This window comes from Pseudonocardia kujensis (assembly GCF_021283305.1).
Lineage (GTDB): Bacteria > Actinomycetota > Actinomycetes > Mycobacteriales > Pseudonocardiaceae > Pseudonocardia > Pseudonocardia kujensis.
The window spans coordinates 15,202-39,857 of the sequence record NZ_JAJSOK010000005.1 but is presented as its reverse complement, the minus strand read 5'-3'; the positions used below and the strand labels follow the sequence as shown (position 1 = coordinate 39,857).

Here is a 24,656-nt window from a genome sequence, read left to right as displayed (position 1 = left end):
CACTTCCTCGTGGGGAATCGGGGTCAGTGGTCGAGGATCGCGACGGCCCGGGTCCAGCCCGCGGACCCGGCGTGGACCTTGACGGGGAAACAGGAGATCTGGAACCCGGCGTCGGGTAGTGACTCGAGGTTGGCCAGCTTCTCGAGATGGCAGTAGCCGATCTCGCGGCCGACGCGGTGGCCCTCCCAGATCACGCTGGGGTCGTGCTCCGCGGCGTACCGGGCGGCGGTGTGCACGAAGGGTGCGTCCCAGCTCCAGGCGTCGGTCCCGGTCAACCGCACCCCCTGCTCGAGCAGGAACAACGTGGCGTCCCGCCCCATCCCGCAGCCCGACGACACGTAGTCCGGTTCGCCGTAGCGGGCACCGGCAGCGGTGTTGACCACCACGATCTCCAACGGGGCGAGCTCGTGCCCGATCCGCTTCAGCTCCGCCTGCACGTCGGCACGGGTGGCGACGTAGCCGGAGGGAAGGTGGCGGAAGTCGAGCTTGACCGCCGGTTGCAGGCACCACTCGAGCGGCACCTCGTCGATGGTGATCGCCCGCGCGCCGCCGTCCATCGTTGAGGCGTAGTGGTAGGGCGCGTCGAGATGGGTGCCGTTGTGGGTGGTGATCTGCACGCGCTCGATCGCCCATCCCTCCCCGTCCGGAAGGTCCTCCCGCGTCGCGCCCGGGAAGAACGACAGGACGTCGTCCGCGGTCTGCTCGTGGGAGTAGTAGGCGATCCGGGGCAGGTGACCCGGAGGGTCGGACGCGATGTCCGCCCGCAGGGACACCGAGATGTCCACCAGTCTCCTCATCGTCGCCCCTGCCGCCCGAGCACCGGCTGGGACAGTGGATCGCCGTCAGGTGCGCGGCCCCACATGCGCGCGATCACCAGGGGGCTCGCCACGAGGACCGTCGCCGAGGCGACCGCGACGAGGAGAGAGAGCAGTGTCATCGGGGGCTCCGCCTCTGAGGCATGAGCCGACTGTACGTACGTACAGTAGTGAGCGCAAGGGGGTACAGGTGCTGCACAGTGGGGTGGAACGGGACCTGCGCGAGCACACCGGCGAAGACGCACTCGGGGCCCGCGCCGAGCCCCGGCCGGATCGACGCGTCTGCTGCTTCTCGCGCGGCCCGGCGAGCCCTCGGGCGCCCGGAGATCGAGCGCGAAGAAATCGAGATGTCCGACGGCGAGGTCCGGGCCCTCGCGGCCGAGCGTGAGGCGGCGTGGGGACCGAGGTACGTCGCCGACGAGCTGGATCTCGTGCAGCCGACGACGCCCGGCGCCGCGAGAGGTCACCGAGGAGTACGAGCTCGACGCCGGCCAGACCGACGATCAGGAGGCGCCGCAGGGGCTGGAAGATCGTGCGCCGGTAGCCGATCCATGAGAAGGACCGACTCGACGTCGTCGATCCCGCTTCACGGCTGGAGCTGGACCCGACACTGCTTGGGCGGTTCCCGACCGGCTCCCGCCACCTTGGCCACCTCCAGACGCAGGCCGGATTCACTGTGGCGCCCGGGCTGCCCGGGCTGACCGGCGAGGCGGTCGAGCGCCTCTACAGCGAGGGCGCTCAGTGGCTCGCAGGCTCCGCCGAAGCGGGGGACCCACAGACGTGCGGCCGCGGACCTCCTCCCGGCGACGGTGCAATGCGTACGGGACAGGGAGTACGTAGTGACGCAGCCCTCGGCCCTTCACCCGGCTGCCGTTGCCGGAGCACCGACCTGGGCTCCAGGAGAGGAACGCTGGCCCCCACGCAGCCGTCGCTCGCGGGGCGGCTCGCGGCGAGCGACCGGGTGCCCGGCACAGGGGACAGAGACGCCTGCCCGGTGCCGGGCGACCGACACCCTTCCGGCATACCGCCGGTTCGCGCCCCGCTCAGTCGGTGAGCGAGAGCAGCTCGCGAGGGTTGTCGTGCACGATGCGGCGGAGGTCCTTCTCCGGCAGGCCGAGGTCGAGGAGGGCCTCGGCGACCCGGCGGAAGGCGTCCACCGGGCGGGGGAATCCGGCCTGGCCGAGGTCGGACCCGATCAGGGTGTTCTCGGGGCCGAGTGCGGAGATCCAGTTCATGAGCTGCTCGACGGGCCATCGCATCTTCGCGCCCGGGTCGTACATGTGGAGTTCGTGTTCGATCAGCGCGCCGTGCTCGATGTAGCTGGAGCACTGTCGGGGGTCGGCTCCGATGACGAAGTCGGGGTGGGAGACGACGAACTTGCGGACGCCGCGCTCGCGTGCGGCGGCGAAGCAGGCGCTGATGTCGTCGGGGTGGAGGTGGCCGCCGTTGAGGACGGCGTCGTGCTCGGCGATCAGGTCGAAGATCGGCTCGAGCTCGGGGACGACCGTGCCGTCGCGGACGACCTCGATGCGCTGGGCGGTGAGCTTCACGGTGGGAGTGGGGAAGCCGAGATTCTCGGCGTGGCAGTCGATGTGCCGGCCCGAGGACACGGTGGGCAGGTAGACGACCTTGCCCCCCAGGCCGAGGCAGAGCTGGACCTGGGCGAGATTCAGGCCGCCGACGGTGGAGTTGAGCGCGACCGCGCCGATGACCTCGGTCGGAATGTCGGCCAGCAGCGGGCGCTGGGCGAGCACGTCCATCTGGGTGTTGTGGTGATGGCACTTGGCGACCATCGCGCGCATCCGGAGTCGTTCCCAGCCGTCGCGGGCGCCGCCGGCGTGGTCGAACTCGCGGGGCATCGGGGAAGGTCCGGAGTGGCAGTGCATGTCGACGAGCCCGTCGAGGACCTGGTCGATCGCTTCTGTGGTCATCGTCTTCCTTGTCTGAGTCGTGCCGATTAGGCGGTGAGCGGTGTCGTGGAGGTCTGGTCAGCGACTGCGGTCTTCGGCAATGAGCGTGCGGGCGGCCTGTCCGGGTAGCGAGGCGTCGTTGCGATCGACCAGCATCCGCGGGATCCGGGCAGGCTCGGTGCGTCTGGCCGTCTCGACCAGGAGGTCGCCCCACTCACGGAGGTAGCTCGCTCGCTCGTGTTCCTCGATGCGCGGAGCGGCATAGGCGACGAAGGGTGGCAGCACCTCCATGCCGAGGTACTCGCCCATGCAGCGGGTGATCGGCCAGAGCACCTGCTCGATCGAGCCGTACGTGCCGTCGGGCGCAAAGCGGCGCGAGGTTCCGCCGGTGACGGCGCCGAACTGGCAGAACTTCCCGCGGAAGAATCCGGAGTCGAAGCGGTGTCCGTCGACGTAGGCGAAGCCGTAGGCGAGGACACGGTCGAACCAGCCCTTGAGGATGGCGGGCATGCCGCCCCACCAGACCGGGAAGACCGGGACCACCAGCTCGGCGCGGGCGAGACGCGCCTGCTCACGCGCGATCTCGGCAGCGAAGGCCCCGCAGCGGTGGGCGTGTTCCTGCTCCGACTGGTAGTGGAACCGGTCGGGGTCGGCGACCGTGGTGAAGTCGCGGCGGTCGCCGACGGCGTCGAAGCCTTCTCCGTAGAGGTCGGAGACCTCGACAGTGTGCCCGGCCCGAGTCAGGGCACCGACCGCGGTGTCCTTGAGGGCCGCGGTGAACGACGTCGGCTCGGGGTGGGCGTAGAGGACAAGGGCGTGCATCAGTCTCCCCGCGCCTCGGCGACCAGGTCGCGAGCCGCCCCGCCCAGCATCGAGGCGTCGTTGGAAAGCATCACGAAGTCGTGGTGGGCGGCGAGCTCGCGCGCTGCCGCCGCGGTGCCGACGGCGGTGCCGAGCGGGAGCTCCAGCTCCTTCGCGGCGCTGGCCACGTCCTCGAGCAGTCCGGCGAACTCCGGCGAGCCGGCGCCGACCCCGGTGGCAACGGCGAGGTCAGCGGGCCCGACGAAGAGCGCGGCGAGCCCCTCGACCGCGCCGATCTCGCGCACGGCGTCGATCGCCTCGCGGCTCTCCAGCTGCGGGATCACAGCGATCTCTGCGTCGGAGGCGCGGTATCCGGGCACGTCGGCGCCCCAGGCGCCGGCCCGGACGGTGGGGCCGTAGCCGCGGGTCCCGTGCGGCGGGAACCGCCCGGCGCAGACGACGGTCCGGGCGTCGGCCGCGGTGTCGACGTGGGGGACGAGCACTCCCGCGGCCCCCGAGTCGAGGACCCGCGAGATCGTCGACGGCGTCCGGTCCGGCACCCGGACCAGAGCCGGCACCCCACAGCCGCGGGCCGCGCCGAGCAGCTGGTGCACGGTGAGCACGTCGAGCGGGGAATGTTCCATGTCCACGACGAGGAAGTCGAACCCGGCGTGGACCAGCAACTCCACGCTGTCGACGGTGGGCAGTTTGACCCAGCTGCCGAACGCGGTCCGGTCCAGCGAGGCGAGCAGCTCGCGGAACGAGGTGGTCATGACTGCTCCGGCACGGGGTACTCGGCGGCGTTGATCACCCAGCCGGGCTTGGCGGAGAAGTCGTGCCGCGGCGGGCAGAAGATGTCGATGAGCTGGTTGCGGACCTGGCCGACGGACTGGCTGGTGTGCACCGACGGGGGCGGGATGATCGCAACCGACGGGCTGGCGACGTGCACGTGTTCGTCGTCGCGCCAGTCGGCCATGTCCGGGGTCCACGGGTTGCGGATGTGATGCACGTACTGGCCGTCGACGGCGAGTGAGCACTGCTCGAAGTCGTCGTGGTGATGGGGCGACAGCTTGGTGGGATCGCGCGGGCCGAAGTCCGGGTCGAACAAGTTCACCATGAAGGTGCTGCACCGGAACAGCCGGCCGAAGCGGCCCTGCTCGTAGGGGTGCGCGGCGACCGGGTACACGCGCAGCGCGGGCCCGCCGACGGGCTCCGGCCAGGGCGCGAACGGGGCGACGTTGGGGTGCGGCTCGGCGTAGTCGGCGTCGTTGCGACAGCGGGCCAACAACTCGGGGGAGGCCGCGGAGAACAGCCGGACAACCGCGGTATCCGCGGTGACCTCGACGCGGCTGTCCCCGGCCGGGACCACGACCATCGCCGCCCCCTGCACAGCGGCCTCGTCGCTGCCGGCGGTGAGCTTGGCGACGGCACTGTCGTGGGGGAAGACCACCACGTACTCGTCCGGCTGGCCGCTGCGCTGCAGGCTCTCCCCGGCCCGGGCCTGGGTGTAGGCCAGCGCGAAGTTCTGCCCGCGCACCCACCAGGTGCGACTGCCCTGCTCGCTGATCTCGTCCGGCGCCAGCGCGGTGAAGTCGAGGTACTGCGCGGGCGCATTCGCCTCCGCGGCGCGCACCGTCGTCGCGGGGAGCTGGCTGCGGGGGTCGTCTGGGCCGTAGGCCATGGCGGGCTCCTCGGTACTCGAGGCCGATCACGATGGTCGAGACGTCGGCAACCCGGAGGGCATCACCGCCGTCGTCGTTCACATCGTGCGACGCTAGTTCGCTTTGTGAACACAGGTAGCGTGACACACGTCCAGGAACCACAGCAAGGCCGCGAGGGAACACAGGCTTGTTCGGCGGAGAGCTTGCCATGGGGCGGCTCGCATACTTACCGTATGGCGAACTCACGGTTCATATGACGAACGGATGACGATGACGGAGCCGGCACCCAGGCGCGCGGATGCCTCGCAGGGAGACATCCAGGCCGTGACGCGCGCGAGCCAGATCCTCGGGCTGTTCCGCCCGGACCGTCCGACGCTGACGGTGGCGGACGCCGCCGCCGCGCTCGGCCTGAACCGCACCACGACCCACCGCTACTTCGCCTCGCTCGTCTCAGCGGGGCTGCTGGAGCGTAGCCGCGACGGTTCGGCGTTCGTGCCCGGCGGGCTGCTCGTCCAGCTCGGGGCCTTCTCGCTGGGCCGGCGCGCCGTCGTCGAGCTGGCCCCCCCGCACCTGGTGAGCCTGGCCCGCACGACCGGGCTGTCCTCGGCCCTCAGCCTGTGGGGAGCGAGCGGACCGGTCGTCGCCCGGGTCGAGGAGGACAACACCAACCCCGTCGTGGTGTCGGTGCGGGTCGGCCACCAACTCCCGGTCGACTCGGCCCAGTGCCAGGTCTTCCTGGCGTTCATGGCCGACCAGCTGCGGGCCGACCGGCTGGTCGCCTCCGTGGCCGGCGCTGGGCGGCGCGCCCTGGTCGAGGGCGTCGAGCGCGCCCGCGAAACGGGGCTGGCGTCCACCCACATCGTCGACTCGGACATCACCGCCGTCGGGGCGCCCGTCTTCGACGAGTCCGGGATCTGCGCGACCATCGCCGTGATCGGCACCGCGCGCACCCTGCCCGTCGAGACACCCGGCGCCGCGTGGCGCGACCTCGCCGGCACCGCCTACGAGCTCAGCAAGGAGCTCGGCGGCGAACACCACTTCCCGCAGGACTTCACCGACCTGCTCTGAACGCACCCTCATGGCCCTGGTCCCGGCTTCATGAAGCCGGGCGCGGCCACGCCCGACGGCCGCCGGCCGCTCGGTTCCCGCGCGCAGCGTTGCCGCTACTCGGAAACGCTCGGTCCACTCCGGAGACACCCATGACCGAGATCGCCCACAACCCGAACCTGAATCCACCGGCTGCCGGCACGGACGACTCCGCGAACCGGCGTCGTGCCCTCGTCGGCGGCATCGTCGGCTACTTCGTCGACCAGTTCGACATCTACCTGCCCGTGATCGTGCTCGCGCCCGCCATGAGCTTCTTCGTGCCGAAGAACCTCGACGCCGGCACAGCCGCGATCATCGCCGCCTTCGTCTTCACGGCCACGCTCATCGGCCGACCGATCGGTGCCGCGATCTTCGGGGTGATCGCGGACCGCACCGGCCGCCGCAAGGCGACCATCATCGCCATCGCCGGGATCGCCGTCACCACGCTGCTCATCGGGCTGCTGCCGGGATATGCCAGCGTCGGGCTCTGGGGCATCGGCCTGCTGATCCTGCTGCGCCTGGTGGACGGGGTGTTCCTGGGAGGTGAGTACACCGCGGCGATCCCCCTCGCCATGGAGTGGACCCCGAAGCGCAGGCGCGGCCTGGCCAGCGGGCTGATCACGATGACCTCCCCCGGGGCGCTGTGCCTGATCTCCGCGCTCACCCTCCTGCTGCTGCAGATCTTCCCGGCCGGCGCGACGGACTCGCCGTACTCCGTGTGGGGCTGGCGGATCCCGTTCTTCATCGGGGCCGGGCTCGCGGTCGCCTTCCTGGTCTACTTCGTCCGCCAGGTTCCGGAGTCCCAGGCATGGGAGAACGCAGAACCCGCAGCCAAGCACGTGTCCCCGCTGCGCCAGCTGTTCACCGGCACCAACCGGCGCAGCCTGCTCCAGGTCTTCGTCCTCATGACCGGAATCTGGATCGCCCTGAACATCTCCGCCTCGGTCCTTCCCGGCCTCACCTCCAAGGTCGCCGGCCTCACGCCGACCCAGCTGACCGTCGCCCTGATCATCGCCTCCGCAGCCAGCGCTGTGACCTACCCGCTGGCCGGGCTGCTGAGCCAGCGCGTCGGCCGGCGACCCTTCTACATCGGCGTCGGGCTACTCGTCGCCGTCGTCGGTGCCGGTGCCACGGCAGCGCTCGCGGCGGCCGCCGCGCCCGGCTTCGGTCTGGCCGTCCTGCTGCTGACCGTGGCCTTCGTGGTGGGGATCCTCGCCTTCGGCCCCATCGCCGCATACATGACGGAACGATTTCCCGCCGCGCTGCGATCCACCGGGTACGGCATCGGCTACAGCCTCGCCCTGGTGATCCCGGCGTTCTACGCCTACTACCTCGTGGGCCTCGGCGACCTGTTCGGCCCCACCTACGCCTCGGCAATCCTGATGGCGATCGGCGGACTCCTCATCGCAGTCGGCGCGCTCCTCGGCCCGGAGACCCGAGACGTCGACATGGGCGCCACCGCGTCTGCGAGTCAGCACTGAGATTCGGCCAGGGCCCCGGCGCCCACCTCCTCCTTCCCGCGCCGCCACTCGTGGCGATGCTCCGACCTCCGAGATCGCGCGGCGGGGGCGGAGCAGCGCGGGAAGGTGCCTGCGACCCTGAACGGCGCCGAACGCGCATGAGGGCGCAGAGCCCATGAGGAAGGGGCCGCGGCGCTGACCCGGGCCCCTTCTTCGTTCCGCGTGGGTCGCCGAACACCTCGCCCCAGCGGCTTGTCGGAGGTGGCGATCAGGCTGGCGCGTTCGTAGCGGGAGGAGACGAGCTGGAAGAACAGGCCGCCGCTTCGACCTCGAACGGGATGTGGCCGACCTCGTCGATGATCAGCAGCGGGACCCGGCCCAGTTCGACCAACTCCTGCTGCAGCCGTCCGGCGTGGTGGGCCTCGGCCTGATGAAGTCGAGGGTGCCGAGGTGAGAGATGACGTCGCGTTCGAGGGAGCGTCGGTGGTCGAAGCCGAACTCCTCCAGCGACTTCCGCGCCGGGAACCTGGCCGCCCGGATGCGCCCCTCGCCGCCGTGGGCCTCGCGGGCGGCGACCTCGCGCTTCAGACAGGCGGCCAGGAACTCCTCATGTGTCCAGTCCGCTGTGCGGGCCCGCTCGGTCGACCTCTCGACCGCCGCCCCCAACGACGGCGCTTGCAGCGCGCGGGGGAGGAACGCGATCTCCGAGGTGACGTTGCGCCCGCCGGTGCTCGCCGTCGTGCCGGTCTTGCCCGCCGTCAGGCCGGCACCTCCTCGTCCGGGCCGTCTGATGATTCGTCGAGGCCGCGCCTGCGGCTCGGACCGGTCCCGTCCACCGGCGTGAACGGCCCTCCCGATCCCGGGAGGGTCCGTTCGACCACGGAGTCGCCTCAGACGCGTTCCTCGATGGGCACGAAGTCGAAGTCGTACCCGAAGTAGCGCGGTCCGACGATCTCGAGGCCCTCCGGCGTGCGCCAGCGCGGGTCGCACGGCGCCGCCACCACCGTGACGCGGAAGCCGTAGCGCAGGTCCTCGGTGGTGATCGGCTGCCCGGTCTCCGAGTCCAGCACGATGATCAGGTCGGGGACCGAGGCGAGCACCTCCCCGTCGCGCTCGGCGACGAGGTGCTCGTTCTGCGTCTGCAGCCGCAGGGTCGTGCCGGCGTCGTCGTGCAGTCCCTCGATGCGGACCTCGGCGCGGGCGAAGCCGCCTTCGGTCCGCCGGTGCACGTCGACGACCTTGCCCCGGAACAGCTGGCGCCCGCCCAGGTACTTCGGGACGACCGCGGCGGGGTTGCCGTGCGCCTCCCGCGTCTCCCGCACGAGCCGGCCGAGTTCCTCGGCCGTGCGCAGGGTGTTCGGGATCGTGCACTCCCGCAGCCGCGCCGCGGCCAGCGGGTACAGCCCGATCAGCGCGGCGCACCCCATGTCGATCGTCTGGGAGCGCGCGAGCCGTTCGGTCCACCGGTTGTCGATCGCGTCGATGACCGAGGCGTTGCCCTTGTCGTCGGCGATCGCCATGGGAGCCGCCTTGCCCCCGAACATCGTCGGCATGCACATCTGCAGCTCGGGGAACGCGCGGCCCATCAGGTCCGCGTCGATCACGGGGAGCCGCTCCCGCGCGGCCAGGCAGAACGGGATGACCGAGTTCAGCCCGCCGATCTCGATGGGCATCGTGTGCGTCGCCCGCCGGCCCAGGTGGTGCTCGAGCTTGCGGAACGCGGTCACGACCTCGTCGCCGCTGGGGAGCTTCTCCACCATGACCGTGGGGGCGCCCATCATCGCCGAGGGGATCACGAACGCGTCGTCGGGCACCTCGTCGAGGTCCACGACCTCCACCGGCCCGTGCTCGCGGATCGCGTTGCGGGCCAGCAGCGTGCCGATGTAGGGGTCGCCACCGCCGCCGGTGCCGAGGATGCCGGCGCCGAGGGCGATGTCCTCGAGCTGCCGCTCGTCAACGAGTCGCACTGGTCTTCCTTCCGAGCTGCAGGTCTCCGACGGCCTTCACCTTGATCCGGACGGCGTTGCCGGGGACGTAGGCCAGGGCCAGCTCCTCCTGGTCGACGATCCGGACGGACTCGGGCACGGCACCGGCCGCCACGGCCCGCTCGGCCGCCAGCTCCCGGGCCTGCTCGAGGGCTGCGTCGCGGGAGAGCTGCGGGCCGACGGCGTACATCTGGTCGACCTCGCCGCCGACCTGCGCGATGGCGGCGCCGATCGCGTTCGCGACGGCGTGGTGGTCGGGGCGGACCAGCTCGGCGGTGCCGGGGAGATCCTTGCCGAGCAGGATGCTGCCGCCTCCCACGACCACCACGGGGATGGGCGTCGACGCGGTCTTCATCCGGTCGACCGCCTCGGCGATCCGGGTCCGGATGTCGTCGAGCGCGCTCGCCACCAGCGCCGGGTCCAGGTCGGCGACGCGGCTGGGGTCGCCGACCTCGGCCAGGCCGCCGGCCACGGCGATGTCGGTGGCGGTGAGGGTGTCCCCGCCGAAGACGCGCCCGAGGCTGGTCAGCAGGTAGCCGACGCTCTGCGGGCCGACGGTCGCCGAGCCGTTCCGGTGGACGTGGCTGCCGCCGCCGATGCCGAGCGGGAGGACGTCGGGCATGCGGAAGTTCGTCCGCACCTCGCCGACCTCGATCGTGGACTTGGCCTCGCGCGGGAACCCGTTGACGAGCATGCCGACGTCCGAGGTCGTGCCGCCGATGTCCACGACGGCGCAGTCCTGCAGGCCCGAGAGCAACGCCGCGCCGCGCATCGAGTTCGTCGGGCCGGAGGCGAACGTCGAGACGGGGTAGCGCTCGGCCTGCTCGACGGTCATCAGCGTGCCGTCGTTCTGGCTGATGTACATCGGTGCGTCGATCCCGGACTCGCGCAGGGCGGCCCGGAACGCCTCGGTGATGTGCACGGCCAGCTCGGCGAGGCACGCGTTCATGATCGTCGCGTTCTCGCGCTCGAGCAGGCCGAGCCGGCCGAGCTCCGAGGACAGGCTGATCGCCACGTCGGGCGCGGTCTCCCGGATGATCTCCGCGGCCCGCCGCTCGAGCTCGTCGTTGATCGGGGAGAACACCGAGGAGATCGCGACGGCTCGCAGACCCCTCGCGGCGATGTCGTCGGCCGTCCGCTTGAGCTCGTCGACGTCGAGCGGGGCGATCTCGCGCCCGTCGAACTCGTGCCCGCCGTGGCAGAGGTAGATGTTGCGGCCGACGGCGCCAGCGAGCCGCTCGGGCCAGTCGACCATCGGCGGCAGTGACCGCGTGGCCGGCAGCCCGAGCCGGACGCTCGCCACCTGGAGGAGCCGGCGGGCCTCCACCACGGCGTTGGTGAAGTGCGTCGTGCCGATCATGACGGTCTCGACGGCCTCCGGCGCGACGCCGCTGCGGGCCAGCAGGCTGCGCAGACCCTCGACGATGCCGGTGGTCACGTCGGCCGAGGTCGGGTTCTTGACCTCGGCCAGGACTCGGTCACCGTCCATCAGCACCGCGTCGGTGTTGGTCCCGCCGACGTCGATCCCGACGCGCATCAGCCCACCGTCCGATGCCGTACCTGGGGAAGCACGTCGCGGGCGGTGAGCTCGACGACCTCCTTGGCCCGGTCGGCGGCCACGGGGGCCAGGTCCACCGCGTCGGCGCCGGCGTCGATGAGTGCCTGGATCTTCGCCGCGCACTCGTCCGGGTCGCCGGCGATGACGAGGTCCTCGACCCACTGGTCGGGCATCTCGCGCATGATCAGCTCGGCCGGGTTGTCACCGCCGCGCTGGTACATGTCCCACAGCTCGTCGCCGATGCCGTAGACGTCGGTGAGCCCCGACTTGGGCACCGCGGCGAGGTAGAACGCGGCCACGGTGCGGGCCTCCTGCTTGGCCTTCGCCCCGTCCCGGTCGACGGAGTAGAGCGCGTAGGCCGCCACGCGGTGGTGCTCGCCCTCGCGGCCGGCCTTGGTCTGGCCCTCGGCGACGCGCTCGCGCAGCCAGCGCAGGTACTTCGTGCCCGCCAGCACCGACACGAGGGTGGCGTCGGCGACCTCGCCGGCGAGGTTGAGCATCCGGGGCCCGATGACGCCCATGTAGATCGGCAGCGTCGTCGCGGCCGGGTGCACCAGCTTGACCTTGTCGAAGGAGTGGACCTTGCCCTCGAAGGTCACCTCCTCGCCGTCGAGCAGCCGCCGGACGTTGGTGACGGTCTCGCGCATCGCCGTGTAGGGCGACTTGGGCATGACGCCCATCTGCTGCACCCAGTGCGGGACGCCGAGGCCGATGCCCGGCCACACACGCCCCGGGTACATGCGGTCGATCGTCGCGAGCTCCATGGCCAGGCCCGCGGGGTGACGCGCCATCGCGGACACGACACCGATGCCGACCTTGATGGAGCTGGTGGCGTTCAGTGCCGCCATGGCGCCGGAGACGCCGGCGTAGAAGAAGTAGTCCTCGGGGATCCACAGCTCGCCGAAGCCCTCCCGCTCGGCCAGGGCCGAGATCTCCGGGATCTGCTCGGGCGGCAGCTGGCTGGAGACGAGCAGGCCGACGGGGGACCGGTCGGTCGCGTTGCTGGTCATCGGGTCGATCCTTCCGTCGTGCCGTCCTCGCGCAGCGCGGCCAGGACGTCGAAGGGGGTGATGGGGAGGTTGCGGATGGGCTTGCCGATCGCGTCGGAGACCGCGCTGGCGATCACCGCGGCGACCGGGATGAGCGACGGCTCGCCCGCGCCCTTGGCGCCGTACGGGCCGTCCGGCCAGGGGTTGTCCAGCAGCGCGATGTCGATCGGGGGCGCCTCGAACGCCGTCGGCAGCCGGTAGCTCTCCAGGCTGGCGTCCAGGGTCACGCCGTCGGCCACGCGCAGGTCCTCGTAGAGGGCATAGCCGACGCCCTGCAGCACGCCGCCGTGGATCTGACCCTCGACCTGCTGCGGGTTGATCGCGCGGCCGACGTCCTGGGCGACGACGTAGCGCAGGATCGTGACCTTGCCGGTGTCGGGGTCGACCTCCACCTCGGCGGAGTGCACGTGGTAGGTGGGGGTGGCGAACCCGGTGAACAGCGCCCCGGTGAGGCAGCCCGAGTCGAACTGGACGGGCGGGGTGATGTGCCGTCCGGTGGCCGAGATCGGGCCCGCCGTGTGCAGGGCGGTGAGCGCCACCGCCGCCAGCGGCACCTGCGCGCCCGGCGAGCCCTTCACCCGCACGTGCCCGTCGGCGAGCTCCAGGTCCGCCGCCGAGGCCTCCAGCAGGTTCGCGGCCACCGCGAGCAGCTGCTCACGGACCTGGGTGCTCGCCTGCACGGCCGCGTTGCCCAGCGAGAACAGCGTCCGGCTGCCCTGGGCGCCGCCGTCGTAGGTGCCTGCGTCGGTGTCCGCGGGCAGGATGACGACCTGGTCCGGAGTGAGACCGAGCTCCTCGGCCACGATCTGGCGCAGCCCGACGGCCACGGCTCCGGTGCCGATCTCGGCGCCTGCGCAGATGACGCCCGCCGTACCGTCCTCGTTGATCTTGACGGTGGCGCCCCCCGGCCCGGGGTTGGTGAGCCAGGTGACCGCGCCGATGCCCTTGCCGCGCAGCGCCCTCGGGTTGCCGGAGGGAGCCTGCTCGGCCCAGGGGGCGATCTCCTCGACCCGCGCGAAGCCCTTGTCGAAGACCGCGTCGTCGAGGACCTGGCCGTTCGCGATCGACTCGCCGGCCTTGACCACGTTGCGCAGCCGCAGCTCGCGGCGGTCGATGCCGAGCTTCGCCGCGATGTGGTCGAGGTGCTGCTCGAGCGCGAACATCGCGTAGGGACCGTTGACGCCGCGGAACGCCGCGGTCGGTGCGGTGTTGGTGTAGACGACCCGGGTGCGGTAGCGGGCGACGGGCACCCGGTAGGTGCCGCCGAACACCAGGCCCGGCACCGCGGCGCACGCGACGATCTCGCCGCTGTACGCGCCGTTGTCGGCGATCGTGTCGGCCTCCTGGCCGAGGATCTCGCCCTCGGCGCTGACGGCCGTGCGGATCCGGATCCGCGCGTTCTCCCGGGGGCCGGCGGTCTGCAGCTCCTCGGCCCGGGTGTTGACCAACCGCACCGGGCGTCCGGTCTTGCGCGCGAGCACGCACACGAACGGCTCGAGCATCGCGTCGATCTTGCCGCCGAAGCCGCCGCCGATCGTCGTGACGACGACGCGCACCTTCGAGGCCGGGACGCCCAGCCACTCGGCCAGCCGGTCCCGGACGAGGAACGGGAACTGTGCGGGGCTGTGCACGACGTAGCGCCCACCCTCGAAGCGCCCCACCGCGGCGTGCGGCTCGATCGGGGACTGGTGCTGGCGCTGGGTGGTGAACTCGTCCTCGACGACCAGGTGCGCGGCCGCGAACGCCGCGTCCACGTCACCCCGGTCGAGCGTCGACTCCCAGGCGACGTTGCCGGAGCGCGGCCCCGGCGCGAGCATCGGGTAGGACTCCCAGTTCGGGTGGATCAGCCGCGCCCCGTCGGCCAGGGCGGCGTCCATGTCCGCCAGCGGCTCGAGCGGGTCGATCTCCAGCTCGATCGCGGCCACGGCATCCTCGGCCTGCTCCGTGGTCTCGGCGGCCACCGCGGCGATCGGCTCGCCGATGTAGCGGACCTCCTCGCGGGCGAACATCGGCTGGTCCTTGAGGATCCAGCCCGAGGTGGTGTCCGGGACGTCGGCGGCCGTGATGATCGCGTGCACGCCGGGCAGGGCGGCGGCCCGCGCGGTGTCGAGGCGCCGGATCCGACCGGCGGGCACCGGCGAACGCAGCAGCCTGGCCTGCAGTGTGCCGGTCACGCCGTGGTCCATCCCGTACACGGCGGTGCCGCGGACCTTGTCCTCGCCGTCGGCCCGGCGGGCGTTCGTTCCGACCACGCGCGTCACGACCGGCCTCCGTTCGCGCCCGCGACGGCCAGGGCCGCCTCGACGATCTTGTGGTAGCCGGTGCAGCGGCAGATGTTGCCGGCGAGCGACTCCTTGACCGCGGCCTCGTCCGGGGTGGCGTCGCGTTCGAACAGGGCGGTGAGCGCCATGAGGATGCCGGGCGTGCAGGCGCCGCACTGCACGCCGCCGTGCTCGAGCAGGGCGTCCTGCAGCGGGTTCAGCGGCCCGTCCGGCTCGGCCAGGCCCTCCACGGTGCGCACCTCGCGGCCCTCGGCCAGCGCGAGCGGCGTCAGGCAGGACGCCGCGGGCCGGCCGTCGACGAGCACGGTGCAGGCACCGCAGCGGCCCTCGCCGCAGCCCGGCTTCGCGCCGGTCAGGCCGAGCGGGCCGCGCAGCACCGACAACAGCGGGGTCATGTCCGGCGCTTCGACCTCGACGCGCCGGTCGTTCACGGTGAACGAGTGGGGCATCAGTTGCTCACTTCTGCTCGTCGTCGGGGGTGGTGAGGGCGGCTGCAGCGCGGCGGGCCAGTGCGGGGAGCACGGCGAGGCGGTACCAGGCCGGGGCGTCGAGGCCCTCGCGTGCCGTGCACTCGTCTGCGGCGGCCTGCCCCGCCCGCTCGGCGGTCCCGTCGTCCAACGGGTTGCCGACGAGGGCCGCGGCGGCCGCGGGAGACAGCCGGGCGACCTCCTCGACGCCGCCGACGGCGACCCGGGCGGCGGACACGGTGCCGTTCCGGGGGTCCCCGTCGAGGTCCAGCGAGAGCGCGACGGACGCGATCGCGTACTCGCCGCCGCCGCGCACCGTCAGCCGCTCGAACGCCGACCGCCGGCCCGCCGGGGCGGGGACGACGACGCGGACGATGAGCTCACCGGCGGGCCGCTCCCGCCGGGAGGCGAGGTAGGTGGCGAGCTCCTCGGTCCGCTCCCCGTCCACGCCGACCAGGACGACCTGGGCGTCGGCGGCCAGGAGCGCCGGCACGAGGTCGGCCTCCGGGAAACCGTCGGCGGCGATGTTGCCGCCGACGGTCGCGACACTGCGCACCGCCGGGAACGCCGAGCGGCGGGCCGCCTCGATCAGCCCGGCGAGGGCCGGGGGACCGTCGAGGGCGGCGAGCTCGTCGTGGGTGGCGGTGGCGCCGATCTCGACCGCGTCGTCCGTGACACGGACGCCCCGCAGCTCGGCGAGGCCGTCGAGGGCGACGTAGACCGGGGCGACCGGCGCGCCGTGCAGGGGCGCCCGCATGACCCAGGTGCCGCCGGCCAGCGGGGCGCCGTCGGCACCCAGCTCGGCCAGCTCGCGCACCGCGTCCGCGAGCGACGCCGGGCGGCGCACCTCGGACCGGGTGATGGCTCCCGGATCGGTCCGCCGGGGTGGACTTGCTGTCGTCATGGGGTTGTCGCCCTTCTGTCGCACGTCGTGGTGGGAGGTCGCGGTCTCAGGTGAGTCGCAGGGGCCCGGCGGCTTTGGCGCGGATCCGCATCGCGGGGTCGGTGAGGTAGGCGAGCGGGACCTCCTCGATGTCGACGATCTCGGTGCGCTCGGGGTCGGCCCCCGCGCGGACCGCCTGCAGGCGGGCGCTCTCGCAGGCCTCCTCGATGGCCGCCGCCCGGCCCCCGGCCCGGAACCGGACGATCCGCTCGACCTGGCCGCTGACCTGGCCGATCGCCGCGCCGAGCGCGTTGGCGACCTCGTGGTCGGGTGGCCGGAGGATCTCGCTGACGCCGGGGACGTCGTCCGGCACCAGGAACCCTCCGCCGCCGACCACGATCAGCGGCTGCTCGCCGCGGACCACCTTCGCCTGGTCGATCGCCTCGGCGAGCATCGCGTCCGAGCGGGCGAGGGCCTCGGCCAGCGCGCCGCGGTGCCGCGCCGCCGGCCGGGTCCGGCCGACATCGACGCGTCCGCCGGACACGGCCGCGTCGGTGAGGGTCGGCGTCGAGCCGCCGAAGGCGAGCGCCGACTCGGTCAGCCGGTAGCCGACGCTGTGCGGGCCCAGCGCGCCGTCGCCCACCACGGTGCCGCCGCCGAGGGGCAGGGTGACCAGGCCCGGCATCCGGAAGTTCGTGCGGACCCCGCCGATGCCGACCGGGTCGCCGGTCTCGACCGGGAATCCGTTGATCAGCACGCCCACTTCGGTGGAGGTGCCGCCGACGTCCGCGACGAGCGCGTCGCGCACCCCGCTGACGTGGGCGGCGCCCCGCATGCTGTTGGCCGGGCCGCAGCCGATCGTCAGCACCGGGTAGCGCAGCGCGTACTCCCTTTCCATCAGCGTGCCGTCGTTCTGCGTGAAGTAGCGGGCCGGATGCAGGTCGTGCCGCTCGAGCGCCTCGCCGAAGGACTGCGCAACGGTCTCGGCCACCCCCGCCAGCGCTGCGTTGAGCACGGTCGCGTTCTCACGCTCGACGAGGCCGATGCTGCCCACCTCGTGACTGAGCGAGACGTGCACGTCCCCGAGGACGGACCGGGCGATGGCCTCCGCGGCGAGCTCGTGCCGGTCGGACACCGCGGAGAACACGCTGGTGATCGCCACGGCGTCGGCCCGGCCCGCGACGTCGGAGAAGAACCGGGCCGCGGTCTCGGCGTCGAACGGGGCCACCTCGGTGCCGTCGAACTCGATGCCGCCGCCGACGACGGTCTCGCCCGCGGACACCGCCGCGCGCAGGTCGGGCGGGAACGTGGCGAGGGGCGGCACCGCGTGGGTCGCCGGGCCGCCGATCCGCAGCACCGCGACCCGGCGCAGCCCGCTGCGGGCCACCACCGCGTTGGCGGCGTGGGTGGTGCCGAGCATCGCGTGCGTGATGCGGCCCGGGGCGGGGCCGAGCGCGGCGAGGACGGCCTCGATGCTCGCGGCGATCCCGGTGGTGACGTCCGGGGTCGTCGGCGCCTTGGCCTTCGCCAGCAGCACGTCGTCGCGGTCCACGACGACGGCGTCCGTGTTCGTCCCGCCGACGTCGATGCCCAGCCGCAGGTCAGCTCGCACGGACGGCTCCGGTGTCGACGGGGGCCGGGGCGATGGGCGTGTAGGGGAAGCGCAGTCCGAACGCGCCCGGGCCGGCGACCGCCAGCCCCTCCGGGGTCCGCCACACCTCCGGCCCGGGGAACGCGATCACCCCGACCCGCTGGCCGTAACGCAGCCGCTCGGTCACGATCGGCTCACCGGTACGGGCGTCGATCACCGTGATGACGTCCGGGACGCAGGCGCGGACCTCGCCGTCCTCGAGCGCGGCGAGGTTCTCGTTCTGGATCTCCAGCCTGAGCAGCCGGCCCTCGCCCGTGTTGTCCTCGACGATCGCCGAGCCGCGGACGGACCCGCCGGCGGTCTCCCGTTCGACGTCGATGACCTTGCCGCGGATCAGCTCGACCGCAGCGAGCTCGTCGACCACCGTGTCGATCGGGTCGTCGCCGTTGCGGCTCAGCGCTGTGCCCAGGTCGAGGGCCCGCGACACCGACCCCGGCACGGTCGCGCGGCGTGCGGTCGCGACGTCCATCAGGTACAACGCCGCGACTGCGGCGCCGCCGAACGCCGCGGTCGACGTGCGCAGGAGCCGCTCCGTCCACTCCACGCACCCGGTCCTGATGACCAGGGTGTTCAGCCGCTCGTCCGTCATCACGCACGGGCTCGAGGGGACCCCGGCAAGGTTCATGGTCATCTGCGGCAGGGTCGGAAAGGCCCGGCCCATGCCGTCGGCGTCGACGTAGGGCAGGCCGAGCCGGGCTGCCCAGTTCAGCGGGATGAGCCCGTTCGACCCGCCGATCTCGAAGGGCATGATCGCCACGACGGGCCGGCCGGTCAGGGTCTCCGTCTCCGCCACGAGACGGGCGCCCTCGCCGCCGTTCTGGAGCTTCTCGATCGCGATGGTCGGTGCGCCGACCAGACCGCAGGGCATCACCAGTCCGTCCGCCGGGAGGTCGTCGAGACCGACCAGCGGCACCGGGCCGTGCTGCTGCAGCGCCTCTCGCGCCATGAGCACGCCGACCTGGGGATCGCCGCCCCCGCCCGCGCCCATGACAGCACAGCCGCGCGCGAGTGCCGGGAGGTCGTCGACGGCTATCGATCGCCTCTCGGCTCGCGGGTCGGGGGCTGCGCTGTGGCGGCCCCGTGCCTGGCGCTCGGTCATGGGTCGCTCCGCTCTTCGGCCGCCAGTATGTGTCGGTCGCCGCACACAGTCTTTGGCGATCCGCCGCCAGAAGTTCGTCTTCTTGTGCAGCATGCACAACCCGGTCGATACTCACCCGCGTGGGTTCCCTTCGGGCGGTGCTGGAAGCGCCGGATCTGCGCTCGCTCCTGCAGCCGATCGCAGGTCCGGACGCCGATCCGCCGGTGCGGCGGATCGCGCTCGTCGAGGACCTCGGCCGTCTCGGCGACCTCGACGAGGCCACGCTCGCGGTCCTGACTCACGCGGCGTCGCAGGACGCCGTCAGTTACCGGCTCGACGTCGCGCTGCGCACGGCGGGCTCCCGCAAACTCAGCGCGGTCGTGCTGACCGACGGACGCGAGGACATCGCCCCGACGGCCGCGGCGCTCGCCCGGCGGGTCACCGTGGCCGTCCTGCGGGCCCGGAGCGACTGCGACCTCGCGGCGCTGCTGTTGGCCCTGCACCGCGAGCTCGCCGGCGGCCCCGACGTGGCGCTCGGCCGCATCCGGGCGGCGCTACGCGCACTCGAGAGCAGCTCGGCAGGCAGTGCCTCGGCCGCGACCACCCCCGAGGAGACCACCCCCGAGGAACTGCTGGGCGCCGCGACCGGAGCGCTCGGCGCGCCCGTCGAGCTGCGCCCGCCCCGGCCGGGCGACCTCTCCGCGCCCGTGACCGTCGCCGACGAGATCGAGGCGACCGTGAGCACCCCACGCGGCGAGGGCCACGCCGCGGTCGCGGCCGACGTCGTCGTGCACCTGGCGGCGGCCGCGATCGGCCGGGCCCGGGCGGCCACCCGGCAGGCCGAGGACGCTCCCATCCGCTCCCGCGGCGAGCTGATCTCGGAGTTCCTCCTCGCCCGGCCCGACCAGGGCGACCGGCTGCTGGAGCGCATGCGGGGCGCCGGCCTCGCCATCGACGGCTGGCACACCGCGATCCTCGTCGACGTCGACAACCTCGGCGTCCTCGCCGCGGACGACGAGCTGGTGTCGCTGCGCATCACCGACCGCGTCGCGACGCTCGGGCTGGAGGCCGCCAGGGCTGCGGGCGGGGTGTGGCACCGGGCCCGGATCGGATCGGGGCTCCTGCTGACCCGCATGGAACGACACGACCGGAGCGTCCGCGGTCGCGACGTCGCGCACGCCGCAGACCAGATCCTGCGGCGCATCGTCTCCCGGATCCCGCAGATCAGCCTGGTGTGCGGCGTGGGCAGCCCGCACGTCGGTGCGACCGGCCTGCGGACGACGGTGGCCGAGGCGCGGGCCGCGCTGGCCGCCGGGCACGCAGGCCGTCGGGTCAACGTCGCCACGAGCTTCGACGAGGTGGGCTTGCACCGCACGCTGATCGAGTGGTTCGCCTCCGACACCGCGCGCGAGGCCGTCGACGAGCTGTTGCGCCCGATCGACGAGCTCGGCCCGCAGAAGAGCCGCGACTCCCTGCAGACCCTGCGGGCGTATCTGGACAACCAGGGCTCGACCACGCGGGCGGCGGCGGAGCTGCACCTGCACCGCAACGCGATCGCCTACCGGGTGCGACGGATCTTCGAGCTGCTCGGCGTCGACCCCCAGGACCCGGACACCATGCTCATGCTCCAGCTCGCGTGCCGGGCGCGCGCCCTCGGCTGATTCCGGCCGAGGGGCCATCCCGGGCCGGGCCCGCGGGCCTGGGTGGGTCTGCGCGATGGCGGCCGCGCCGCAACGCGACGGCCTGGCCGGCTGGACCGCACCGGTGAGGTTCCCCGCTCGCTCGGAGATCGACGACCATGGGCGGGATGCGGCAATGGATCGAGTCGGTGTTCGACACCGAAGGGCCAGCTCGGCCTCGAAGGCCACGGTCACCGCACCTGCCGAGGCATGGGCTCCCGCGCCGCTCAGCGGCTCTTCGCACTGGCCGCAGCGGTGCACGAAGCCGAGAAGAGACGTCGGGGGTTCGCGGTCATCAGCTCTGCCGCCACGTCGGCCGTCACGCCATGACGCTCCAGGCGAGGCAGGAAGAGCTTCGGGACGTAGCCGAATCCGTTCCCGCCATTGCAGGTCCACATGCTCTTGGTGGCCACATCATGGCTCAACAGTATTCGCGCGGAGTACCCGTCCCGAATCAGGCCGGCGACTGCAGCTGCGGTCTGGTCAGGGGCGGGAGACTGACCTTCCCCAGGGTAGTAGAACGGCATGCCGATCATGTCGAACTCGAGCCAGACGCCATGATCGGCGACGGCGCGCTGGTATTCCCCGTCATGGCCAGAAGGATCCATGTGGCACATGACGACCGCCGTCGGGGCGACCCCCTCCTTGCCCAGAACGATGTCGAGTACCTCGAAGGCTCGACGTTGCCAGCCGGGCAGATGGATCATGAGCGGAACTCCGAGCTGGCGTTGGGCACGAGATGCCGCGCGCAGCCGGAGCTTCTCCGCGTCAGTGAAGTCAGGCGAGACCCCGATCTCCCCGATGACACCGGGCACAAGTCCCGTGTCGCCGACTCCGTCGGTGAACTCGGCCAGGAGCTCCTCGGTGAGCTGGTCGATGCCGGCGGAGGCAGTTCTGCTGTCGTGAAATCCGTGGACATACCAGCCGGAGCCCATCACGACGTTGATTCCTGACCTGTCGGAGATCTCTCTGAGCGCTAGAGGGTCCCGCCCGAAGTCTCCGTTTGTGCAATCGACGACTGTCCGTCCGCCTGCCTCACTGAAGTTCCCGAGTTCCGCGGCCGTGACGACCGGGTCGTCCTGGCACCCGTTGTCGAAGCAGCAAAAGGGACGGTCGGCGAGGAGCCAGTTCATCGACGGACCCACGGGGGTGCCGTACAGCTTGCGTTCGGCGGCGCCCTCGGGCGGCGTGAACCGCTTCGTGAAGTCACTGATGAGGTGCTCGTGGGTCAAGGTCATACCGAGCTCGTCAACCGGTACGGGGCCTCGAACCGTGTTCACCTGCACAACCCGGTCGGCTGCCGCTGAAGCCATCTGGTTTCTCCTCTGTGTCGGAATCGGGCCGGCGCCGGCCCGGACTGGATGCCGCGCCACCGTCGATCCGGAGGGCTTGTGTCGTGGGTGTCGCCAACTGACGCCTGGGTCGTGCGGTCGTTGTCCACTGTCGTCCCGGGGCGGCCTTCGTCCGCCTGACCGTGCCGTCAACCTCGAGGTCTGCGCCATGTGAACTATGGAGACGGGGCTACGCCCGGTACGGCCGCAGCGCAGCGCCGAGGGTCGCGAGCCCACAGCCGCGGGTGGTGACGCCGCGCTGTGTGCTCGTCGGACGCCCACCGCCGGCGCTCGCTCGGTTCAAGCTGAGCTGTCGATCACGGCGTCTCCGATGGATGGGGAGCGATATGTGCGGCCATCTAACACGATAGAAACGTTCTAAGCCTTGCTGTGATGCAGCCGACGTCGCTATGGTCACCCGCGGCGCCAGTCGCTACGGGAGTAGATCTGGTGTCCGACGAGTAGAAACGATTCACGCCGCACGCTCGTCCGGGCGGCTTCGGCACGGAAACCACAGGAAGTGACATTGCCTCGACCACTCGCTCTAGACCGCGGTCGGCGAGCACTCGGCTGCTCGAGCCCCGGGGCGCAGCGGAGATCGGCGCGCGGACGGCGTCCGTCGTCCGGGTCATACGGCGCCATGTCGTTCGGTGGGGGCCAGCACTCGCTGCCCAGGACTGGGAGGACGACCACATGGCTACCTCCTCCGGGAGCTTGCTCCCCTCGAAAGGCGTCAAGCGCTGGGCCTTCGTGGAAAGGGCTCTGCGGCTCGGCCTCGCGTCTGCCCTTCCAGGCGGGGCGATCAACGTCTCGCCGCCGTGGTTCGTCGTCGTAGACGAGGCCGTCTCTGTGCCTCTCGAGCCGACCCTTGGTGATCCGGGACAGAGCACGACCTCTGCCGCCCGCCACGTGAAGGTCATCGACGCGGGTGCCCGGTGTCCGCGGTGATCGACGAGGAGGACGAGACCTCCAACGAGCGTGCGGTTCCGCGTGAAGGGACGGCCGATCAGGTCGACATCCGGAGCTCGTCGAGCAGCTCCTGGATCTGGTGGTCGAGATGTACCTCCACGTCGGTCACCCGCACCTCGGGTACGACTTCGGTGCGGGCGCGGAAGCGGCGCGACGTCGGTACCGGATCATGCCTGAGCGCGTCGATGGTCGGGATATGCGTGACCTGCGTCAGTCTCCGACCCGGGAACGCCTTCGCCTTCCTGACCACGCGGTGAACGGAAGCTGATTTCTTCATCGAGGCCTGCCCGCTCGGATCGAGAGGCCGCGTCCACGGCCCCGACGACGGCAGGGTGGGCCGCTGACCACCAGTTGAGCGGCTTACCGCCATCCGCTTCATGATCACCGGGTGCGGCGTGGGCGAGGCGGGTCGAAGCACAGTCCTCGGCTTGGTCCGGGTTCGCCCCTGACCAGGCCCCCTACCTGCAGGTATACTATCAGGAGAGTAGACATGGGCGAATCGTCCCTGTGGCGCAACATCATCGTGAACGTCGACAGTTACAAGAACGCGCACTACGCGATGTACCCGGACGGAACCGAGTACGTCTCCAGCTACGTCGAATCACGTGGCGGCCGCTTCCCCGCAACACTGTTCGTGGGGCTCCAGGCCTTCCTGCGCGAGTACCTCACCCGGCGGATCACCATCGACGACATCAACGAGGCCGAGGCCGTGCACCGGCCGATGGGCATCCCGTTCAACCGACAGAACTGGGTCGACCTGGTCGGCGACCACGACGGCTACCTCCCCATCGAGATCGAGGCAGTCCCGGAAGGCACCGTGCTCCCGACCGGCAACGTCCTGGTGCAGCTCGTCAACACCGACCCGCGTTATCCGTGGATCACCAGCTTCGTCGAGACCGCCCTGCTCCGGGCCATCTGGTACCCGACCACCGTCGGCACCCTGAGCTGGACGGCCAAGCAGCTGATCAAGGGGTTCCTGGAGCGCACCTCCGATCACCCCGAGGCAATCCGGATGTACCTGCACGACTACGGCAACCGCGGGGTCAGCTCGCTGGAGTCGGCAGGGCTCGGCGGAATGGCGCACCTGGTCAACTTCGACCAGACCGACACGGTTCCCGGGTACGTCGCAGCCCGGCAGTGGTACAACGCGGCGGCCCCGAACGGTAGCGCCGTGTTTCAGGAGCACTCCATCGTGGCCGCCGCGGGCAGGGATGCCGAGGCCGACAGTTTCCGCAGCCTTCTGAAGTTCCCCGGGGTCGTCGTGGCGGGTCTTCTGGTCGACACGTTCGATCACGACCGGGCCGTCAAGGAGATCATCGGCAAGGAGCTGCACGACGAGGTCAGCCAGTTCCAGGGCCTCGTCGCAGTGCGGTGCGACTCGGGCGATCCGATCAAGGTGCCGGTCGACACCGTCGAGTCGCTGATGGACAGCTTCGGGTACGAGACCAACGGAAAGGGGTTCAAGGTCCTGCCTCCGAACATCCGGGTGATCCAGGGCGACGGTCTGACCCTCGACACCTACATCGCGATCTACACCGAGCTGGAGGCGCGGGGCCTGGCCGCGGACAACGTGCTCTGCGGGATGGGTGGCGGCCTGCTGCAGCAGGTCAACCGGGACACCCTCAACTTCGGGTTCAAGACCAACGCAGTCAGCGTCAACGGCGAGTGGCGCGAGACCGTGAAAGCCCCGACGGGCAGCGCGATGAAGCGGTCGAAGGGGGGCCGGCTCGCCCTTCGGTACGCCGACGGCATGTACTCCACCGTCCCCCGCGACTCCATCCCGGCGGAGGAGAACCAGCTCGTGCCGGTCTTCCGTGACGGCAAGCTGCTGCGCCAGTGGGACTTCCCGCAGCTGATCGAGCGGAGCGAGCGTCCGACTCCGGAGAGCTACTACTCGGGCGTCGTGCAGGGAGTCGCCGGCCTGCGCTGAGGCCGGCCGCCGGCGGGACCGACCCGTGCTTCCCGGGGTCGGTCCCGCCCCCCTGCAGCCC

The 24,656-nt window shown here is 71.7% G+C and carries 22 protein-coding genes and 1 pseudogene; 6 read left to right on the top strand and 17 right to left on the bottom strand.

Annotation, left to right across the window (positions count from 1 at the left end; genetic code table 11):
- Window positions 1-23: 23 nt before the first annotated feature.
- The 6 genes from LWC35_RS05465 to LWC35_RS05440 all read right to left on the bottom strand — a co-directional run bounded on the left by LWC35_RS05465 (window position 24) and on the right by LWC35_RS05440 (window position 5,207).
- Window positions 24-797, bottom strand: a complete 774-nt coding sequence (locus LWC35_RS05465) for a cyclase family protein (protein WP_232868784.1) — start codon at window positions 795-797, stop codon at window positions 24-26.
- On the bottom strand, window positions 794-937 hold the full coding sequence (locus LWC35_RS05460; RefSeq protein WP_232868783.1) for a hypothetical protein: 144 nt from the start codon (window positions 935-937) through the stop codon (window positions 794-796). Before LWC35_RS05460 ends, LWC35_RS05465 begins: the two co-directional genes overlap by 4 nt.
- A gap of 921 nt (window positions 938-1,858) precedes the next feature.
- The gene (locus LWC35_RS05455) at window positions 1,859-2,746 is read right to left on the bottom strand and encodes a DUF6282 family protein (RefSeq protein WP_232868782.1); all 888 of its coding nucleotides are present in this window, start codon (window positions 2,744-2,746) and stop codon (window positions 1,859-1,861) included.
- A gap of 57 nt (window positions 2,747-2,803) precedes the next feature.
- Window positions 2,804-3,547 (bottom strand): NAD(P)H-dependent oxidoreductase, encoded by a 744-nt coding sequence (locus tag LWC35_RS05450; protein ID WP_232868781.1) that lies wholly within the window; start codon window positions 3,545-3,547, stop codon window positions 2,804-2,806.
- Window positions 3,547-4,299, bottom strand: a complete 753-nt coding sequence (locus LWC35_RS05445; RefSeq protein ID WP_232868780.1) for an HpcH/HpaI aldolase family protein — start codon at window positions 4,297-4,299, stop codon at window positions 3,547-3,549. The genes LWC35_RS05450 and LWC35_RS05445 overlap by 1 nt, the downstream gene beginning before the upstream one ends.
- Window positions 4,296-5,207, bottom strand: a complete 912-nt coding sequence (locus tag LWC35_RS05440; protein ID WP_232868779.1) for a cupin domain-containing protein — start codon at window positions 5,205-5,207, stop codon at window positions 4,296-4,298. The genes LWC35_RS05445 and LWC35_RS05440 overlap by 4 nt, the downstream gene beginning before the upstream one ends.
- 304 nt (window positions 5,208-5,511) lie before the next feature.
- Here LWC35_RS05440 and LWC35_RS05435 point away from each other — a divergent pair, with 304 nt between their 5' ends.
- A complete protein-coding gene (locus LWC35_RS05435) occupies window positions 5,512-6,255 on the top strand; it encodes an IclR family transcriptional regulator (protein ID WP_232868778.1) in 744 nt (247 codons plus the stop codon).
- A 131-nt stretch (window positions 6,256-6,386) separates the two neighbouring features.
- Entirely contained in the window at window positions 6,387-7,754 is a 1,368-nt protein-coding gene (locus tag LWC35_RS05430; RefSeq protein WP_232868777.1) for an MFS transporter, read from the top strand.
- Window positions 7,755-8,093: 339 nt separating this feature from the next.
- Here the strand turns inward: LWC35_RS05430 and LWC35_RS38990 are convergent, their stop codons facing one another.
- The 9 genes from LWC35_RS38990 to LWC35_RS05385 all read right to left on the bottom strand — a co-directional run bounded on the left by LWC35_RS38990 (window position 8,094) and on the right by LWC35_RS05385 (window position 18,641).
- A complete protein-coding gene (locus tag LWC35_RS38990) occupies window positions 8,094-8,399 on the bottom strand; it encodes an ATP-binding protein (protein ID WP_269803642.1) in 306 nt (101 codons plus the stop codon).
- Window positions 8,400-8,623: 224 nt separating this feature from the next.
- Window positions 8,624-9,700 (bottom strand): S-methyl thiohydantoin desulfurase family protein, encoded by a 1,077-nt coding sequence (locus LWC35_RS05420; protein ID WP_232868776.1) that lies wholly within the window; start codon window positions 9,698-9,700, stop codon window positions 8,624-8,626.
- Complete coding sequence (locus LWC35_RS05415; protein ID WP_232868775.1) at window positions 9,687-11,255, bottom strand: hydantoinase/oxoprolinase N-terminal domain-containing protein; 1,569 nt, start codon at window positions 11,253-11,255, stop codon at window positions 9,687-9,689. Before LWC35_RS05415 ends, LWC35_RS05420 begins: the two co-directional genes overlap by 14 nt.
- Window positions 11,255-12,286: an LLM class flavin-dependent oxidoreductase gene (locus tag LWC35_RS05410; RefSeq protein WP_232868774.1), complete on the bottom strand. Its 1,032-nt coding sequence runs from the start codon at window positions 12,284-12,286 to the stop codon at window positions 11,255-11,257. The genes LWC35_RS05415 and LWC35_RS05410 overlap by 1 nt, the downstream gene beginning before the upstream one ends.
- Window positions 12,283-14,586, bottom strand: coding sequence for a xanthine dehydrogenase family protein molybdopterin-binding subunit (locus LWC35_RS05405; protein WP_232868773.1), 2,304 nt, complete (start codon window positions 14,584-14,586; stop codon window positions 12,283-12,285). Before LWC35_RS05405 ends, LWC35_RS05410 begins: the two co-directional genes overlap by 4 nt.
- Entirely contained in the window at window positions 14,583-15,056 is a 474-nt protein-coding gene (locus tag LWC35_RS05400) for a (2Fe-2S)-binding protein (protein ID WP_232868772.1), read from the bottom strand. Before LWC35_RS05400 ends, LWC35_RS05405 begins: the two co-directional genes overlap by 4 nt.
- A gap of 7 nt (window positions 15,057-15,063) precedes the next feature.
- A complete protein-coding gene (locus tag LWC35_RS05395) occupies window positions 15,064-15,978 on the bottom strand; it encodes an FAD binding domain-containing protein (protein ID WP_232868771.1) in 915 nt (304 codons plus the stop codon).
- Window positions 15,979-16,024: 46 nt separating this feature from the next.
- Window positions 16,025-17,569, bottom strand: a complete 1,545-nt coding sequence (locus LWC35_RS05390; RefSeq protein ID WP_232868770.1) for a hydantoinase/oxoprolinase N-terminal domain-containing protein — start codon at window positions 17,567-17,569, stop codon at window positions 16,025-16,027.
- Entirely contained in the window at window positions 17,559-18,641 is a 1,083-nt protein-coding gene (locus LWC35_RS05385) for an S-methyl thiohydantoin desulfurase family protein (RefSeq protein WP_308194473.1), read from the bottom strand. The genes LWC35_RS05390 and LWC35_RS05385 overlap by 11 nt, the downstream gene beginning before the upstream one ends.
- Window positions 18,642-18,826: 185 nt before the next feature.
- On the opposite strand from LWC35_RS05385, the gene LWC35_RS05380 reads away from it, so the two are divergent.
- Together LWC35_RS05380 and LWC35_RS05375 are read left to right on the top strand one after the other, a co-directional pair.
- Complete coding sequence (locus tag LWC35_RS05380; protein ID WP_232868768.1) at window positions 18,827-20,347, top strand: PucR family transcriptional regulator; 1,521 nt, start codon at window positions 18,827-18,829, stop codon at window positions 20,345-20,347.
- A gap of 125 nt (window positions 20,348-20,472) precedes the next feature.
- Window positions 20,473-20,695, top strand: a pseudogene (locus LWC35_RS05375) (hypothetical protein); the annotation flags it as partial.
- On the opposite strand, the gene LWC35_RS05370 reads toward LWC35_RS05375, so the two are convergent.
- A complete protein-coding gene (locus tag LWC35_RS05370; RefSeq protein WP_269803640.1) occupies window positions 20,593-21,678 on the bottom strand; it encodes a phosphotriesterase family protein in 1,086 nt (361 codons plus the stop codon). The pseudogene LWC35_RS05375 and the gene LWC35_RS05370 overlap by 103 nt on opposite strands.
- 711 nt (window positions 21,679-22,389) lie before the next feature.
- Here LWC35_RS05370 and LWC35_RS05365 point away from each other — a divergent pair.
- On the top strand, window positions 22,390-22,644 hold the full coding sequence (locus tag LWC35_RS05365; protein ID WP_232868766.1) for a hypothetical protein: 255 nt from the start codon (window positions 22,390-22,392) through the stop codon (window positions 22,642-22,644).
- A 58-nt stretch (window positions 22,645-22,702) separates the two neighbouring features.
- Here LWC35_RS05365 and LWC35_RS05360 read toward each other — a convergent pair whose 3' ends face one another.
- Window positions 22,703-23,044, bottom strand: a complete 342-nt coding sequence (locus tag LWC35_RS05360) for a hypothetical protein (protein WP_232868765.1) — start codon at window positions 23,042-23,044, stop codon at window positions 22,703-22,705.
- A gap of 111 nt (window positions 23,045-23,155) precedes the next feature.
- Between LWC35_RS05360 and LWC35_RS05355 the strand changes: the two genes are divergently transcribed.
- On the top strand, window positions 23,156-24,595 hold the full coding sequence (locus tag LWC35_RS05355) for a nicotinate phosphoribosyltransferase (RefSeq protein WP_232868764.1): 1,440 nt from the start codon (window positions 23,156-23,158) through the stop codon (window positions 24,593-24,595).
- Window positions 24,596-24,656 lie beyond the last annotated feature (61 nt).

Bases quoted from the DNA above. Each gene is read 5' to 3' on its own strand.
- LWC35_RS05355 (WP_232868764.1), top strand. From the start codon at position 23,156: ATGGGCGAATCGTCCCTGTGGCGCAACATCATCGTGAACGTCGACAGT.
- LWC35_RS05440 (WP_232868779.1), bottom strand. From the start codon at position 5,207: ATGGCCTACGGCCCAGACGACCCCCGCAGCCAGCTCCCCGCGACGACG.
- LWC35_RS05430 (WP_232868777.1), top strand. From the start codon at position 6,387: ATGACCGAGATCGCCCACAACCCGAACCTGAATCCACCGGCTGCCGGC.
- LWC35_RS05395 (WP_232868771.1), bottom strand. From the start codon at position 15,978: ATGACGACAGCAAGTCCACCCCGGCGGACCGATCCGGGAGCCATCACC.
- LWC35_RS05455 (WP_232868782.1), bottom strand. From the start codon at position 2,746: ATGACCACAGAAGCGATCGACCAGGTCCTCGACGGGCTCGTCGACATG.
- LWC35_RS05360 (WP_232868765.1), bottom strand. From the start codon at position 23,044: ATGAAGCGGATGGCGGTAAGCCGCTCAACTGGTGGTCAGCGGCCCACC.
- LWC35_RS05460 (WP_232868783.1), bottom strand. From the start codon at position 937: ATGACACTGCTCTCTCTCCTCGTCGCGGTCGCCTCGGCGACGGTCCTC.
- LWC35_RS05410 (WP_232868774.1), bottom strand. From the start codon at position 12,286: ATGACCAGCAACGCGACCGACCGGTCCCCCGTCGGCCTGCTCGTCTCC.
- LWC35_RS05370 (WP_269803640.1), bottom strand. From the start codon at position 21,678: ATGGCTTCAGCGGCAGCCGACCGGGTTGTGCAGGTGAACACGGTTCGA.
- LWC35_RS05465 (WP_232868784.1), bottom strand. From the start codon at position 797: ATGAGGAGACTGGTGGACATCTCGGTGTCCCTGCGGGCGGACATCGCG.
- LWC35_RS05450 (WP_232868781.1), bottom strand. From the start codon at position 3,547: ATGCACGCCCTTGTCCTCTACGCCCACCCCGAGCCGACGTCGTTCACC.
- LWC35_RS05365 (WP_232868766.1), top strand. From the start codon at position 22,390: ATGGCTACCTCCTCCGGGAGCTTGCTCCCCTCGAAAGGCGTCAAGCGC.
- LWC35_RS05400 (WP_232868772.1), bottom strand. From the start codon at position 15,056: ATGCCCCACTCGTTCACCGTGAACGACCGGCGCGTCGAGGTCGAAGCG.
- LWC35_RS05415 (WP_232868775.1), bottom strand. From the start codon at position 11,255: ATGCGCGTCGGGATCGACGTCGGCGGGACCAACACCGACGCGGTGCTG.
- LWC35_RS05445 (WP_232868780.1), bottom strand. From the start codon at position 4,299: ATGACCACCTCGTTCCGCGAGCTGCTCGCCTCGCTGGACCGGACCGCG.